This window comes from Kitasatospora sp. NPDC048407 (assembly GCF_043200475.1).
In the GTDB taxonomy this organism is placed as follows: Bacteria; Actinomycetota; Actinomycetes; order Streptomycetales; family Streptomycetaceae; genus Kitasatospora.
Window position 1 is genome coordinate 119,839 of record NZ_JBICXW010000008.1, and the last position, 14,074, is coordinate 133,912.

Annotated in this window: 14 protein-coding genes; 10 read left to right on the forward strand and 4 right to left on the reverse strand. The window is 72.7% G+C overall.

Annotated elements, in window-relative coordinates; all coding sequences use genetic code 11:
- The first annotated feature begins 80 nt into the window (after positions 1–80).
- The gene (locus ACGFWJ_RS17530) at positions 81–1,592 is read left to right on the forward strand and encodes a M1 family metallopeptidase (protein WP_392950244.1); all 1,512 of its coding nucleotides are present in this window, start codon (positions 81–83) and stop codon (positions 1,590–1,592) included.
- 121 nt (positions 1,593–1,713) lie between these two features.
- Here ACGFWJ_RS17530 and ACGFWJ_RS17535 read toward each other — a convergent pair whose 3' ends face one another.
- Positions 1,714–1,890 (reverse strand): hypothetical protein, encoded by a 177-nt coding sequence (locus ACGFWJ_RS17535; RefSeq protein ID WP_392950247.1) that lies wholly within the window; start codon positions 1,888–1,890, stop codon positions 1,714–1,716.
- 273 nt (positions 1,891–2,163) lie between these two features.
- Between ACGFWJ_RS17535 and ACGFWJ_RS17540 the strand changes: the two genes are divergently transcribed.
- From ACGFWJ_RS17540 to ACGFWJ_RS17565, 6 genes are all read left to right on the forward strand, one after another.
- Complete coding sequence (locus ACGFWJ_RS17540) at positions 2,164–3,363, forward strand: FAD-dependent oxidoreductase (protein WP_392950250.1); 1,200 nt, start codon at positions 2,164–2,166, stop codon at positions 3,361–3,363.
- 77 nt (positions 3,364–3,440) lie between these two features.
- Positions 3,441–4,856 carry a rhodanese-like domain-containing protein gene (locus tag ACGFWJ_RS17545; RefSeq protein WP_392950253.1) on the forward strand — a complete coding sequence of 472 codons (1,416 nt, stop codon included), beginning with the start codon at positions 3,441–3,443 and terminating at the stop codon, positions 4,854–4,856.
- Positions 4,853–5,656 (forward strand): sulfite exporter TauE/SafE family protein, encoded by an 804-nt coding sequence (locus ACGFWJ_RS17550; protein WP_392950256.1) that lies wholly within the window; start codon positions 4,853–4,855, stop codon positions 5,654–5,656. The genes ACGFWJ_RS17545 and ACGFWJ_RS17550 overlap by 4 nt, the downstream gene beginning before the upstream one ends.
- 330 nt (positions 5,657–5,986) lie before the next feature.
- Positions 5,987–6,766: a GntR family transcriptional regulator gene (locus ACGFWJ_RS17555; RefSeq protein WP_387636332.1), complete on the forward strand. Its 780-nt coding sequence runs from the start codon at positions 5,987–5,989 to the stop codon at positions 6,764–6,766.
- A 140-nt stretch (positions 6,767–6,906) separates the two neighbouring features.
- Complete coding sequence (locus tag ACGFWJ_RS17560; protein ID WP_392950260.1) at positions 6,907–7,278, forward strand: hypothetical protein; 372 nt, start codon at positions 6,907–6,909, stop codon at positions 7,276–7,278.
- 61 nt (positions 7,279–7,339) lie between these two features.
- Positions 7,340–8,245 carry a 2-hydroxyacid dehydrogenase gene (locus ACGFWJ_RS17565; RefSeq protein WP_392950262.1) on the forward strand — a complete coding sequence of 302 codons (906 nt, stop codon included), beginning with the start codon at positions 7,340–7,342 and terminating at the stop codon, positions 8,243–8,245.
- Between the two features lie 450 nt (positions 8,246–8,695).
- Here the strand turns inward: ACGFWJ_RS17565 and ACGFWJ_RS17570 are convergent, their stop codons facing one another.
- Positions 8,696–8,818, reverse strand: a complete 123-nt coding sequence (locus ACGFWJ_RS17570; protein WP_392950264.1) for a hypothetical protein — start codon at positions 8,816–8,818, stop codon at positions 8,696–8,698.
- Between the two features lie 462 nt (positions 8,819–9,280).
- Between ACGFWJ_RS17570 and ACGFWJ_RS17575 the strand changes: the two genes are divergently transcribed.
- Entirely contained in the window at positions 9,281–9,796 is a 516-nt protein-coding gene (locus tag ACGFWJ_RS17575) for a hypothetical protein (RefSeq protein WP_392950267.1), read from the forward strand.
- An 11-nt stretch (positions 9,797–9,807) separates the two neighbouring features.
- On the opposite strand, the gene ACGFWJ_RS17580 is transcribed toward ACGFWJ_RS17575, so the two are convergent.
- A complete protein-coding gene (locus ACGFWJ_RS17580; protein ID WP_392950269.1) occupies positions 9,808–11,385 on the reverse strand; it encodes a multicopper oxidase family protein in 1,578 nt (525 codons plus the stop codon).
- A gap of 94 nt (positions 11,386–11,479) precedes the next feature.
- Positions 11,480–11,818 carry a hypothetical protein gene (locus ACGFWJ_RS17585; protein WP_392950272.1) on the reverse strand — a complete coding sequence of 113 codons (339 nt, stop codon included), beginning with the start codon at positions 11,816–11,818 and terminating at the stop codon, positions 11,480–11,482.
- A gap of 247 nt (positions 11,819–12,065) precedes the next feature.
- On the opposite strand from ACGFWJ_RS17585, the gene ACGFWJ_RS17590 reads away from it, so the two are divergent.
- Both ACGFWJ_RS17590 and ACGFWJ_RS17595 read left to right on the forward strand, forming a co-directional pair.
- The gene (locus ACGFWJ_RS17590; protein WP_392950275.1) at positions 12,066–12,935 is read left to right on the forward strand and encodes a universal stress protein; all 870 of its coding nucleotides are present in this window, start codon (positions 12,066–12,068) and stop codon (positions 12,933–12,935) included.
- Positions 12,936–13,215: 280 nt separating this feature from the next.
- A partial coding sequence (locus ACGFWJ_RS17595) for a hypothetical protein (RefSeq protein ID WP_392950278.1) occupies positions 13,216–14,074 on the forward strand: 859 nt, incomplete at its 3' end.

The following is a 14,074-nucleotide window of genomic DNA, read 5'->3' on the forward strand; positions in this document are numbered from 1 at the left end:
CACCGCCGGGGAGTAGGCGGGCAGTCGCCGGGACAGGGATCGATCCGACCCCATCGTCTCGGTGATCCCTGGAGGACCACGTGCGCAAGAGGTTGATCGTTTCCGCGGCCAGCGCCCTGAGCCTGTTACTGGCCGTCCCCGCCTCGGCTTCCGGCTTCCAACCGGGTGCGGACGGCCTGGGGGACCCGTACTACCCCACCCTCGGCAACGGCGGGTACCACGTCTCGCACTACGACGTCCGGCTGAAGTACCAGCCCGCCACCGACGAGCTGGAGGGCACCACGACCATCCTCGCCACCGCCACCCAGGACCTCTCCCGGTTCAACCTCGACTTCGCGCTGAAGGTCTCCGAGATCCAGGTCAACGGGCGGCCCGCGACCTTCGCTACCAGCGGAGACCAGGAGCTGGAGATCACCCCGGCCCGGCCGCTGGCCAACGGGTCCCCGATCACCGTCGTGGTGAGGTACAGGGACGTGCCGTCGACGGTGCAGAAGTACGGCGGCTTCACCGCCTGGAGCCGAACCCCGGACGGCGCGGTGGCGGCCGGCGAGCCCGTGTCGGCCGGCTGGTGGTTCCCGAGCAACGACCACCCCAGCGACAAGGCGACCTTCGACGTCTCGGTGCTGGTGCCGGACGGCACCCAGGCGATCAGCAACGGCGTCCTGACCGGCACCAGCTCGCAGGCGGGCTGGACCCGCTGGAGCTGGCGCGAGAACAAGCCGCAGGCCACCTACCTGGCGACCCTGGCGATCGGGAAGTTCGACATCACCCGGGACGTCACCGCGAGCGGGCTGCCGGTCTACAACGCCTACAGCAAGGACCTCGGGGACAACGCGGACGCCGCCAAGGCCAGCGTGGAACGCACCGGCGAACTGGTGGACTGGCTGAGCGGCTACTTCGGCGAGTACCCGTTCAGCTCGGTCGGCGGCTACGTGCCCAACCTCAAGGCCGGTGGCGCCCTGGAGACCCAGACCCGGGTCTTCTACGGGCCCGGCGTGTTCGCCCGGGGATCCAACACCTCCGTGGTCGCGCACGAGCTGGCCCACCAGTGGTACGGCGACAGCGTCTCGCTCTCCCGCTGGAGCGACATCTGGCTGAACGAGGGCTTCGCCCAGTACGCGCAGTACCTCTGGTCCGAGCACGAGAACGAAGGCACCGCACAGGAGTTGGCCGACTACGTCTACGCCTCGCACCCCGCCGACGACCCGTTCTGGAAGGTCAAGCCGGGCGACCCCGGAGACGAGAACCAGTTCCACTGGGCGGTCTACCAGCGCGGCGCGGCCGCCATCCAGGCGCTGCGCAACACCGTCGGCGACGAAACGTTCTTCCGGATCCTGAAGGGCTGGCCCACCGAGCGCCGCTACGGCAACGCCACCATCCCGGAGTTCCAGTCCTACGCGGAGCGGATCTCCGGCCGGAAGCTCGGCGACCTGCTGAACACCTGGCTCTTCACCCCCGCCAAGCCCCCCGTCGGCCCGGGCCTGCACGCCACGGCGGCCACCGCGACCCGGACCGAGGGGCAGCCGCCGGCGGAACCGAAGTCCTGGCGGCAGATCCAGGAGGCCAACTCCGTCCACACGCACTGGAAGTGACGCTCCCGCCATGAAGAGCCGGCGGTCCGCGCGCACTGCGGGGGCCGCCGGCTCATCGTGCGGCCGCCGAAGTTCATGGCGGTGGCGTGGTCCCGTCCTTCCTCGAGCTGGACGATGAGACTCATCGCCCGTGTGCAGTCCGGGCAGGCGGGGTCTGGTCGTGCCACAACCAGGCGAGGTGCCCGCCGAGTTGGCCGAGGACGTCCAGCGGAGTCCGGCCCGGCAGGCTCGCCCGCTCCTCGGCCGCCCGGCCGTAGTCCGCCCCCGTGGCCGGAGCCTCGTACGCGACCGCGCTCACCGCGCCGAGCAGCACTTGCTCCCGGTCGTCGTCCTGGGTTCCGCGGTGCCCGCGTACGTCATCAGGACTGTGGTCGCGGACGGCGACTGTGCGACATGCCGCCGACACCGCCCCGGCCCGCAGTTGTGGGTCGGCGCGGGTCGGGCGCCGGTGTCCGTTTCGTCCGGGGCCAGCTAAATGTACGGACAAATTCGGCCGAATCCTCGCAGGTGGCTTGCGTGTCCGGCCTGCGCCGTCCTAACTTAATGTCCGTACATTTGAAGGGGGTCCTTGATGGCCAAGCAGCATCACCGGATCGTGATCATCGGCGGCGGTACCGCCGGGATCACCGTCGCGGCCCGGCTCCGCCGCGCCGGGGAACGGGATGTCGCCGTGCTCGATCCGAGCGAGCGGCACTACTACCAGCCGCTGTGGACGCTGGTCGGCGGTGGCCGGGCGCCGCTGGCGGAGAGTGTCCGTTCGCAGGCGTCCGTCATGCCGAAGGGCGTCCGGTGGATCCGCAGTGCCGCGGTCGCCGTCGACCCCGAGGCGCGGGAGGTGGCGCTGGACGACGGCGGCACCGTCTCGTACGAGCAGCTCGTGGTCTGCCCGGGCATCCAGCTGGACTGGGACCGCATACCGGGCCTGGAGGCGGGGCTCGGAAAGGACGGACTGTCCAGCAACTACTCGTACCAGCACGCCCCCGCGACCTGGCGCTTCATCCGCGAAACCCGTTCCGGCAGCGCGGTGTTCAGCATGCCGACGGGCGCCGTCAAGTGCGGCGGCGCCCCGCAGAAGATCGCCTATCTCGCCGCCGACCACTGGCGACAGCAGGGCGTCCTCGACAAGATCGACGTCCACCTGGTGATCCCCGGCGCCGCGATCTTCGGCGTGCCGGAGTTCGCCCGCGTGCTCGACGGCGTGGTGCGCCGGTACGGCATCAAGGTCCACTACGGCAGCGAAGTCACCGAAGTGCGGCCCGAGGCACGCGAGTTGGTCGTCACCGAGCTGGACGGCGGCGGCACCACGACGCTGCCGTACGACATGGCCCATGTGGTGCCGCCGCAGAGCGCCCCGGACTGGATCAAGCGCAGCCCGCTGGCCGGCGCCGACGACCCGGCCGGCTACGTCGAGATCGACAAGCACACCATGCGGCACGTCCGGTACCCGAACGTCTGGGCGCTCGGGGACGCCGGATCGTCACCGAACTCCAAGACCGGCGCCGCCGTGCGCAAGCAGGCGCCCGTGCTGGTGGAGAACCTGCTCGCCGTGCTGGGCGGCCGGGAACCCAGGGCGAGTTACCAGGGCTACTCGTCCTGCCCGCTGACCACCGCGCGCAACAAGATGCTGCTCGCCGAGTTCGACTACAGCGGACGGCCCGCCCCGTCGATCCCGGTGATCAACACCGTCCGCGAGCGCACCGACATGTGGTACCTCAAGCGCCGCGGACTGCCGTTCCTCTACTGGAACCTGATGCTCCGCGGGCTCGCCTGAGCCGAAGGCCGACCGACCCGCGTCACCGTCCCGCGCCTCGCGGCGCCACCATCCCTGCCCACCCTCAGGAGCCCGTCATGCCCGAGAACGCCGGACCGCTGGTCCTCGAGCAGTTCTACCTCGACTGCCTCTCCCACGCCTCCTACCTGGTCGGCGACCGCACCACCGGCCGCGCCGTCGTGGTCGACCCCCAGCGCGACGTCAACGACTACCTCGTCACCGCCGAGCGCCACGGCCTGACCATCGAGCGGGTCATCGAGACCCACATCCACGCGGACTTCCTCTCCGGCCACCTGGAGCTGGCCGAGCGCACCGGCGCCCGGATCTCCTACGGCTCCGCCGCCGCACTCGACTTCGACACCGACCCGCTGGCCGACGGCGAGCGCCTCGCCCTCGGCGAGGTCGAGCTGGAGATCCTGCACACCCCGGGCCACACCCCGGAGTCGATCTGCGTGGTGGTGCGCGAGCACGCGGACGACGAAGTCCCGTACGGCGTGCTCACCGGCGACACGCTGTTCATCGGCGACGTCGGCCGCCCCGACCTGCTCAGCTCGCGCGGCCGGTCGGCCGACGAGATGGGCCGCCTGCTGTACCGCTCCACCCGCGCGCTGCTCGCCCTCCCCGACGACACCCGCGTCTACCCGGCGCACGGGGCCGGCTCGGCCTGCGGCAAGAACCTCTCCGCCGAGCTGAGCTGCTCGATCGGCAACCAGCGGCGCGGCAACTACGCGCTGGCCGACATGACCGAGGACGAGTTCGTCGCCGTGGTGACGGACGGTCAGCCCGCCGTGCCCGCCTACTTCGCGTTCACCTCGGTGCGCAACCGGCAGGCCCGCCCGGTCCTGGACGAGGACACCGGCGTCCCGTCGCTCACCCCGGACGAACTGCTCCAGGCACGCGCCGGCGGCGCGATCGTGCTGGACACCCGGGACCCGGAGGCGTTCGCCGCCGCGCACCTGCACGGCGCGGTCAACGTCCCGCTCGGCGGCCGGTTCGCCGAACTCGCCGGCCAGGTGCTCGACGCCCAGGACGCCATCGTGCTGTGCGGCGACCCGGACACCGCCGTCGAGGCCCGCACCCGGCTGGCCCGGATCGGCTTCGACCGCGTGCTCGGCGCCCTGGCCGCGCCGGTGGGCGCCGTCGGCGCCGAGCACCTGACCCGCGCGATACGGGTCGAGGCCGACGCCCTCGCCGAGCAGCTCGCCGCCGCCGACCTCGTGGTGCTGGACGTGCGCGGCCCCGGCGAGGTGCAGGAGAAGGGCACCGTCCCCGGCGCCCGACTGATCCCGCTGCCCGAACTCCTCGCCCGCCTCGGCGAGTTGCCGACCGGGCAGCCGCTGACCGTGATCTGCGCCAGCGGCAACCGCTCCTCGGTGGCCGCGTCCGTGCTGCGCGCCCGCGGCTTCGACACCACCGACCTGCGCGGCGGTTTCGCCGCCTGGCAGGGCGAGGTCGCCCGCCCGGCCGGCGGTGCGGACGGCGTCACGGCGTGAGCGTTCTGATCACCGCTCTGCTCTGCGGAGCCGTGGTCGGCGTGGCGCTCGGCGCGCTGGGCGGCGGCGGGGGAGTGCTGGCGGTCCCGGCCCTGGTGTACCTGCTGGGCGTCGCGCCCGCGGAGGCCGGGACCACCAGCCTGGTCATCGTCATCGCCACCTCGGTCACCGCGCTCGCCCGCCACGCCGGCGCCGGCACCATCGAGTGGCGGACCGGCTTCCTGTTCGCCGCGGCCGGCGTGCTCCCCGCCATCGGGGCGTCCGCGCTCGCCCACCGCATCCCGCAGGCGGTGCTGACCGCCGCGTTCGCCGTGCTGGCCGCGCTGGCCGCCGCGGCGATGCTGCGCGGCACCCGCACCGCGCGGCGCGCGCCGACCGCGGAACCGGCCGACGCCGCAGGCCGGGGCGGTCGGGGCGGTCGGGGCGGTCGGGGCGGGCACCCGGGCACGCTCGCCGCCGGGGCCGGACTGGGGGCGGTGACCGGGCTGCTGGGAGTCGGCGGCGGCTTCCTCGCGGTGCCCGCCCTGGTGTCCGTGCTCCGGCTGCCGATGCGCAAGGCGGCCGCCACCAGCCTGGTGGTCATCCTGGTCAACTCGGTGGTCTCCCTCGCCACCCGGCTGACGGTCTCCGGGATGTCCCTGGACCTGGCGGTCTTCGGACCGTTCGTGGGCGCCGCCGTCCTGGGCGCCTGGGACGGCAAACGACTGGCGGCCAAGATCTCCGGCACCGCCCTGCAACGCACCTTCGCGGCCATGCTGCTCGCGGTGTCCGCCGCCATGCTGATCGGCGCCGTCGCCTGACGGCTCGCGCTAGGGTCTGTCCGGTCGATCTTGTCGGATCAGCGCGCGGCGTCGGGCGCCCGGCTGGGAGTGCCGGCGAACCGTCCTCGTACTGGGTGTACTTGGGCGGTTTGCCGGTGCTTCCAGGCGGGATGATCCGGCGTCGGGCGCCCGGCAAGATCGGCCGGACAGACCCTGGACCGCTGCCCGGCACGAACCCGCCCGGGCAGCGGTCGCCGCGTCACCCCCCGTAGAGCGGCCGGCGCCGATTTTGCGCTGCCCCCGCAAAGGTACGAACATTCACTTCGTGCCCCGCACCACCCTTCCGACTCACCACCCCAGGACGGCGCCGTGACCACCGCCCCCGGCCCCCAGCCCCTCGTCCGCGCCCCGGGGAACCCGCTCTGGGCACAACTCCGCGCCGACCTGCTGCGCCGGCTCGACGAGGGCGAGTTCAGCGACGTCTTCCCCGGCGAACACGACCTGGTCGCCGAGTACCAGGTCAGCCGGCACACCGTCCGCGAGGCCCTGCGGAAGCTCCGCGAGGAGGGCCTGGTCAGCGCCCAGCGCGGCAAGGCCTCCCGGTTCACCGCGAACCGCCCGCTGGAGCAGGACGTCGGCGAGGCGTACAGCCTCTTCCGCTCGGTCGAGGAAGTCGGAGCCGTCCAGCGCAGCGTCGTGCGCGCACTTGACCAGCGCGCCGACGGCGTCATCGCCGCCCGCCTCGGGCTCGAGGAATCCACGCCACTGATCTACCTCGAACGCATCCGCCTGGCCGACGAGGAACCGCTCGCCGTCGACCGGATATGGCTCCCCGCGGACATCGCCCACCCGCTCCTCGAGGTCGACTTCACCCACACCGCGCTCTACGACGAACTCGAACGCCACTGCGGCAGCCGCATCTGCGGCGGCTGGGAACGCATCCGCGCCGTCGTCCCCGGCCGCGGCGAACGCATCCTCCTCGACTGCCCCCCGACCACCGCCCTGCTCGCCATCGACCGCCTCGGCCACGACACCCGCGGCCGCCTCATCGAATGGCGCCAGACCCTCGTCCGCGCCGACCGCTTCGCCGTCTCCGCCGCGTTCTCCAACACCGACTACCGCCTGGGCGCACCGATCCACGCACTCTGACCGCCGGACCGGAGCTGATGAGGCGTCAGGACCCCTGCGGCTCCCGTGTGACAGCCGGACGGCGAACTGGATAGTGTGTGCCGCCCTGGGGAGGTGGCGCGTCGAGAGGGACGCGCCGGGTGGTGGGGAGGATCTGAGTGGTGGGGGAATACCAAGGCGGGTACCTGCCGGGGCCGGTGGCCCGGCGGCCGGTCGGGTACATCGTCGTGGTGGTGCTGTTCGCCGTGCTCGGCGGGCTGGTCGACGCGCTGTTCTCGTTCGGGATGCTGTTCGCCACGGACAGCTGCGGGACGGGAGGCGCCGGTGGCTCGGCGCCGGTGTGCACACCGGCCGTGTGGCTGCTCGCGGTCGCCCTTCCGTGGGCCGGTCTGGTGGCGCTGGTGCTGGTCGCCTCCCTGGGCGCCGTCTGGGCGCGCCGGCGCGGGCGTTCGGCCTGGCTCGCCCTGCCCGCCGCGCTCGGCGCCTATCTGCTGGCCTGCGCCCTGTCCTACCTGCTGGTCTTCGTGCTGTGAACGCGGGACGTCATCGAGGGGGCCCGGCGGGGCGGGGTGCGGGTGCGGCTAGGGTCGGGGCATGAGTGCTCGTTACCTCCTCCCGTACGCCCCCGATGCGATCGGCGGCCTGCCCGCCGGTCTCGACGCCCTCGTGTGGGACGGGGAGGGGCCGGTGCCGTCGGACGACGCGCTCCGGGAGGTGGAGTTCTTCTGCCTGCCGTACCTGCGGCACGCCGCCGCGCTCCCGGTGATCCCGCACCTGCCGTCGCTGAAGGTGGTCCAGACGCTCACGGCCGGCATGGACGACGTCCTGCCGCAGGTGCCGGACGGTGTCGTCGCGTGCAGTGCGCGCGGACTGCATGACGCCAGCACCGCCGAGCTGGCAGTGGCGCTGATCCTCGCCTCGCTGCGGGGCATCCCGCGCTTCACCCGCCTTCAGGACCAAGGGCGTTGGAGCCAGGAGTTCCACCAGTCGCTCGCCGACCGGACGGTGCTCATCCTCGGATACGGTTCGATCGGCCGGGCGCTGGCCGCGCGGCTGGAGCCCTTCGAGTGCGACATCGTCCGGGTCGCCCGCCGGGCCCGCCCGGAGGAACGGGTGCACGGCGTGGCGGAGTTGGCGGAACTGCTGCCGACCGCCGACGTCGTCGTGCTGCTGACACCGCTGACCCCCGAGAGCCGTCATCTCGTCGATGCCGGGTTCCTGTCCCGGATGAAGGACGGCGCGCTGCTCGTCAACGTCGCGCGCGGCCCCGTCGTCGACACCGGGGCACTCCTCGCGGAACTCACCGCGCAGCGGCTGCGGGCCGCCCTCGACGTCACGGACCCGGAGCCGCTGCCCGCCGACCACCCGCTCTGGCACGCCCCCGGTGTGCTGATCACCCCGCACGTCGGCGGCCCCAGCAGCGCGTTCCTGCCGCGGGCCAAGCGCGTGCTGCGCCGGCAGATCCTGCGGTTCGAGAACGGCGAGCCGCTCGCCCGCTGACGCGGATACGCCAGGGCCTGCCTTCAAAACCCACGTCGCAGCCCCGCGGCGTCTGGTGCGTGCTCTCGGCGTGCCGGGTGGAAGGCCTCGTACTGGGTGTACTTGGCCTTTCGCCCGGTGCGGCGAGAGTGCGTGCCTGGGGTACCTCCCAGCCCGCCAGGGCTGCGGGCGGGCTGTGGGGCAGGCGGGGGTTTGAAGGCAGGCCCCGGGCCTGCCCGGAACCTGACAGGCCGTAGGTTCGTCGGAACTGCTGACCGCGAGATCGGCGAAAGGGACCCGGATGGCACGGCGGATACGTAAACGGGTGTTTCTGCATGCGGCGGGCGTGGTGGTGGCCCTGGCAGCGGCGACGGCATCCACGGCACCGGCGGAACCACTGCCGGCGCGAGCCGCGGGGGCCGGCCTGCTCGCCGCCTTCACGGACGACGGGCCGGTCGACCTGCCGGACGGTCAGGTGCCGTTGGACGGTGGCGGTGCCCGTCCGCTGCCCCAGCCGCCGGCGTCGGCGGACGGGGCGCCGAGCGCGGAGACCGTCGCGCTCCAGGACGGGGGAGGCGCGCGGCTGCCGTCCATCGTCTTCGACGCCTACCGCAAGGCGGAGGCGTCGCTGGCCAAGTCATCCCCGGGATGCCACCTGCCGTGGCAACTGCTCGCCGCGATCGGCGAGGTGGAGTCCGGGCAGGCCGACGGCGGCCGGGTGGACGCCAACGGGACGACCTACCGCCCGATCCTCGGCCCGGTCCTCGACGGGAACGGCTTCGCGGCGATCCCCGACACCGACGGCGGCCGGTACGACGGAAGTGCCGCCTGGGACCGGGCCGTCGGTCCGATGCAGTTCATCCCGTCCACCTGGGCGACCTGGGGTGCGGACGGCAACGACGACGGCAAGGCGGACCCGAACAACATCTGGGACGCCGCACTCGCCGCCGGCGGGTACCTCTGCGCGGGCGGCCGCGACCTGGCAGTCCCCGCGCAGCTCGACCGGGCGGTCCTCGGCTACAACCACTCCGCCGAGTACCTGCGGACGGTCCGGGCGTGGATGGTGCACTTCCAGACGGGCGTCTCGGTCACCCCGCCGGCGCCGGCGCCGACGCCGACCATGACCCCGTCTCCGTCCGCGCCGAAGCCGAGCCCGACGCCGACGGCCGGGCCGACTCCGGCGCCGAGCACGAGTGCCAGCTCCTCGCCGTCGCCCACGGCAAGCGGATCGCCGTCGCCGTCGCCGTCGCCGTCCGCCTCGCCGAGCGGGACGCCCTCCGGCTGCCCGTCGCCGACGGCAGGTCCCACCGCGAGCCCGAGCCCGAGCCCGAGCACATCGGCGTCAGCGTCGCCGTCCCCGTCGCCGACGACGAGCGCATCGCCGTCGCCGTCGCCGTCCGCGACTGCGTCGGGTTCGCCCTCGCCCGGCTGCAACGCTCCTTCGCCGACGGCATCCACGTCGTCGTCGCCGTCGCCCTCGGCGCGGGCCGGCAGCGTCCCGTCCGCGTCCCCCGGAGCCGCTCCGGTCAAGTGAGGTTGCCGGGACCGGCGCACAAGTGCCGGTCCCGGTAGGTGAGTTGCTGTCAGGCGCGGTAGGCGACCAGGCCCATCATGCCGCTCTCGCCGTGGTAGGCGTTGTGGCAGTGGACCATCCACTGGCCGGGGTTGTCGGCGTCGAAGTCGCAGACGATTCGCTGCTTCGGCTTGACGATCACGGTGTCCTTGCGCGGTCCCGTGTCGCCCACCTGGAAGGTGTGGCCGTGCAGGTGCATCGGGTGCCACATCTCGCTGGCGTTGGTGAACTCCAGCCGCACGCGCTGTCCCTGGCCGACCAGGAACGCGCCGGCGACCGGGTCGTTCATGTCGAAGCGCCGCCCGTTGATCGACCAGTCGTAGCGGGCCATGCCGCCGGTGAGTTGGAGCCGGTGCGTGACGTCGGGGGTGCGCGCGGCGAGCCGGACGCCTTGGTCGGCGCGGAGCTGATCGGCGGTCAGCAGCCTGCCGTCCAGCTCGGTCGGACGGAAGGACGGTTCCGGGGCCTGGCCGGAGCCGGTGCGGATCAGGGCCGTGCCGGTGGCGTTCTTGCCCTCCGCGAGGGACACCAGCGGGAACACCCCGTCCTGCAGGGTGACCAGGACGTCGTACCGTTCGCCCATGCCCAGCAGCAGCGCGTCGACCTCCTGGTGCTCGACCGGGTAACCGTCGGTGTGCGTGACAGTGAGCCGGTGCCCGCCGAGCGCGACCCGGTAGGCGGTGTCGCCGCCCGCGTTGATGACCCGCAGCCGCACCCGGGCCCCCGGCTTGGCCTGCTTGACCGCCGGGGCCGCGGGCAGCCGGCCGTTGATCAGATGGTGCGGGTGGTTCACGTCGCCGGCGTCGCCGCCGAGCAGCGCGCTGGTGGCGCCCATGAGCATGAACTTCATCGACATCCCGCCGCCGGTGGACGAGGGACTCTGCCCCATGTCCATCCCGCCCATGTCCATTCCGCCCGAGCCGTGGTCCATCCCGCCCATGCCGTGGTTCATGCCCCCCATGCCCTTGGAGAGTTCGGCGAACGCCTCGTCGGGGGTGCCGGTCACGCCGTCGAGCCAGTCGTCCAGGACGACGACCCACTCGTCGTCGTACTTCAGCGGCTCGTGCGGGTCCTCGACGATCAGCGGTCCGTACAGTCCGCGGTCGAGCTGCACCCCGACGTGCGGGTGGTACCAGTACGTGCCGGGCCGGTCGGCGATGAAGCGGTAGTCGAAGCTGCCGCCGGCCGGTACCTCGCGCATGGTGACGGGCGGGACGCCGTCCATGTCGTTGCGCAGCGACAGGCCGTGCCAGTGGATCGAGGTGGGCGCGGCGAGGTGGTTCGCGAGCTGGGCGACCAGGGTGTCGCCGGCGGTGAGGCGGATCTCCTGGCCGGGCAGCTGCCCGCCGAAGGTCCAGGTGTTGACGGTCGTTCCGCCGAGGTCGACGGGGGTGGCGGCGGCGGTCAGCCGGACGGTGCGTTCGGCGCCGCCGGCGGCGCGCTTCGTCTCGGCCGCCGCCACGGCGGAGCCGGACGGGCCGACGAGTGCGGCGGAGCCGCCCTTCGGGCCGGAGCAGGCGGCGAGCACTCCGCCGCCGGCCAGGCCCAGGCCGGCGAGCAGCAGGGAGCGTCGGTTGATGGTGGTCATCGTTCCTCTTGGTGGGTGCGCGTGGCACGGCCCGGCCGTGCCGGTGGACGTGGGCGACGGCGGCCGCCGGGCATGCGGAGGCCGCGGCCCGTGCCTATCTGCGCAGGACCGAGAGGAGTGACGGATCGGGCGGCGAACGGCCGGTGGTCGGACGGCTGTTGTGGCCACCGCCCGTCGTGGTGCCGGCCGCCGCGGCGACGGGCACCGGGTGGGCCGGCGGCGCGGTGAGCACCGGCCCGCGGATGTCGGTTCCGACGCAGTGCATGCCGGTCGCGCACGCTTGACCGACGGGGGAGTGGGCGCGTGGCCCGTCCGGCGCCGAGGCGGTCAGGTGGTGCGCCATATCCGGCATGCTTCGCATCGCCGGGGACGCCTCGGCCGAGATGCTGTGGTGCACGAGCAGCGCCAGCGCCGCGACCAGCGCGAGCAGCAACGCGTGGAACAGGCGGGCCCGTGGCCGGCGTGCCGGCCCTCCGAACGTCCGCGCCGCTGCCATCTGCTCCCGCCCGCTCCCCTGGCCCTCCCGGCCACCGTGCGTCAACGGTAACCGCCCTCACACCGGGACAGATCCCCGGCGGCCGAGGTGCTCCGGCGCGCGGCTTCCCCCGGTGCCACATACCGTGCGAGAGGGGAGCCGACGAGGTCCGGCGGGCGAGGCCCGAGGGCTCATTGGAGGAGTGATGGCAGCCACCGATCCGGGCCGTTCGGTCGTCCTAGGCGTCGATGCGCTCGGCGATCACGACGACGCGCTGCGCTGGGCGGCGGACGAGGCGGAACGTCGCGGCCTCCCGTTGCGCATGATCCACGTCGTTCAGCCGTCTCCCCGGAGCATGCGCGTGCTCGGGGCGGCCTTCCAGCAGGACCAGAGGCGGGTCGGACGCCGGCAGCTCCACCTCGCCGGCCGGCTCGCCCGGACGCGGCACCGCGATCTGGAGGTGTCCGCCGAGATCCTGGAGGGGGCGCCGGGCCCGGTCCTGGTCCGGGCCTCCCGCGAGGCCGCGTACGTGGTGCTCGGTTCGCGGTCGCTCAGCCGGGTCGAGGAACTGCTCAGCGGCTACTCGATCACCGTGCCGGTGAGCGCGCAGGCCGACTGCCCGGTGGTCGTGGTCGGCGGACGCCAGGAGGAGCCGGACGACCCGCCCCGAATTGTCGTCGGAGTCGACGGCAGCGCCTCCTCGGCCGTCGCCTTCGCCGCCGCCCTCGAACTGGCGCGGCACCGCGGCGCGACGGTGCGGGCCCTGTGGGTCTGGCAGCGGCCACGCCTGGCACGCATCGACGAGGACGCCACACTCGACGAACTGCGCCGCACGCTGGCCCACACAACAGCCGGACAACTGGCCGCGAACCCGGACGTGCCCGTCACGAGCGAGGTCGTCCCCGGCCATCCCGTCCGGGTGCTCGCCGATGAGTCCCGGCACGCGCTGGCCGTCGTGGTCGGACGGCGCGGCAGCGGCGGCTTCACCGGCATGCGACTCGGCTCCGTGCCCCGCGGGCTGCTGCACGAGGCGAGCTGTCCCGTCGTCACGGTGCCCGGCGTGGCCGAGCAGTAGCCGCCGGTGGGTTTCCCGCACTGCCCTGACTTGCGGAATTGTGTGTGCGGTGAGATATCCGCGACTCGATGGTGTTGACGGCCTCGTGTGCTGAATGGCGTAAACGAACATGCCATCGGCGGGAGCCTGTGCGTACATGAACTAAGTAGCTGACCGGTGGCTGTGTGTTGGTATAGGAGAGAATCACGTGGCTGGTGATCAACAAAATAGTGCGGGATCGTCCCCGGGGAAGGTCGCGGACACATTGGCCGGAGAAGTCGCCCGCAGTCTGCGATCCGCAGTGCAGACGCAGCTGGCATCGGAATCGGCGGACGTCATGGGACACAGTCAGTCCCACGACAGTGACGCCAGCGGTGTCTGTAGCCACAATCAGACTCCGGCGATTCAGGTGCGGTCCGTGCCTGCGGATTCCGGAGAGCGCATTGTCGTTTACCGGAACCACTCCCAGTCCGGCGGCGGCTTGGCGGATTCCTCGCAGTCGCAGGCGGCCGCCACGCGTGATGCAGGTGATGCAGGCCCTGAGGCGCATTCGCAGACACACAGCGAAGGGACCGGCGGCGGCCACGGACAGACGCACAGCCAGGGCACGGCCCTCGAGGTCCAGAGCCCCGTCAGCCAGCGCTCGGCCGCTACGCGCGATGTGGGCGGCGAGACTCCCCACGAACAGACGCACAGCCAGACGACGTCGGGTGGCGGGGGCGGGGGGACCAAGCAGGTTGCGGCCGCCACGCGGGATGTCGGTGGGGAGGAGCCGCATTCGCAGACGTTCAGTCAGACGATTACGGAGGACGCCGCGCAGTTGAGGTCTCCGGCCACGCGGGACGTGGGTGCGGAGGATGGGCATTCGCAGACGTACAGTCAGGCGATTGCGCAGGACGCCGCGCAGTTGAGGTCTCCGGCCACGCGGGACGTGGGTGCGGAGGATGGGCATTCGCAGACGCACAGTGAGTCGAAGGGCGGTGGGGGCGGGGGGACCAAGCAGGTTGCGGCCGCCACGCGGGATGTCGGTGGGGAGGAGCCGCATTCGCAGACGTTCAGTCAGACGATTGCGCAGGACGCCGCGCAGTTGAGGTCTCCGGCCACGCGGGACGTGGGTGCGGAGGATGGGCATTCGCAGACGCACAGTGAGTCGAAGGGCG

Bases quoted from the DNA above. Each gene is read 5' to 3' on its own strand.
- ACGFWJ_RS17590 (WP_392950275.1), top strand. From the start codon at position 12,066: ATGGCAGCCACCGATCCGGGCCGTTCGGTCGTCCTAGGCGTCGATGCG.
- ACGFWJ_RS17565 (WP_392950262.1), top strand. From the start codon at position 7,340: ATGAGTGCTCGTTACCTCCTCCCGTACGCCCCCGATGCGATCGGCGGC.
- ACGFWJ_RS17540 (WP_392950250.1), top strand. From the start codon at position 2,164: ATGGCCAAGCAGCATCACCGGATCGTGATCATCGGCGGCGGTACCGCC.
- ACGFWJ_RS17570 (WP_392950264.1), bottom strand. From the start codon at position 8,818: ATGGACGGCAGCCGCGCGCCTCCCCCGTCCTGGAGCGCGACGGTCTCC.
- ACGFWJ_RS17545 (WP_392950253.1), top strand. From the start codon at position 3,441: ATGCCCGAGAACGCCGGACCGCTGGTCCTCGAGCAGTTCTACCTCGAC.
- ACGFWJ_RS17580 (WP_392950269.1), bottom strand. From the start codon at position 11,385: ATGACCACCATCAACCGACGCTCCCTGCTGCTCGCCGGCCTGGGCCTG.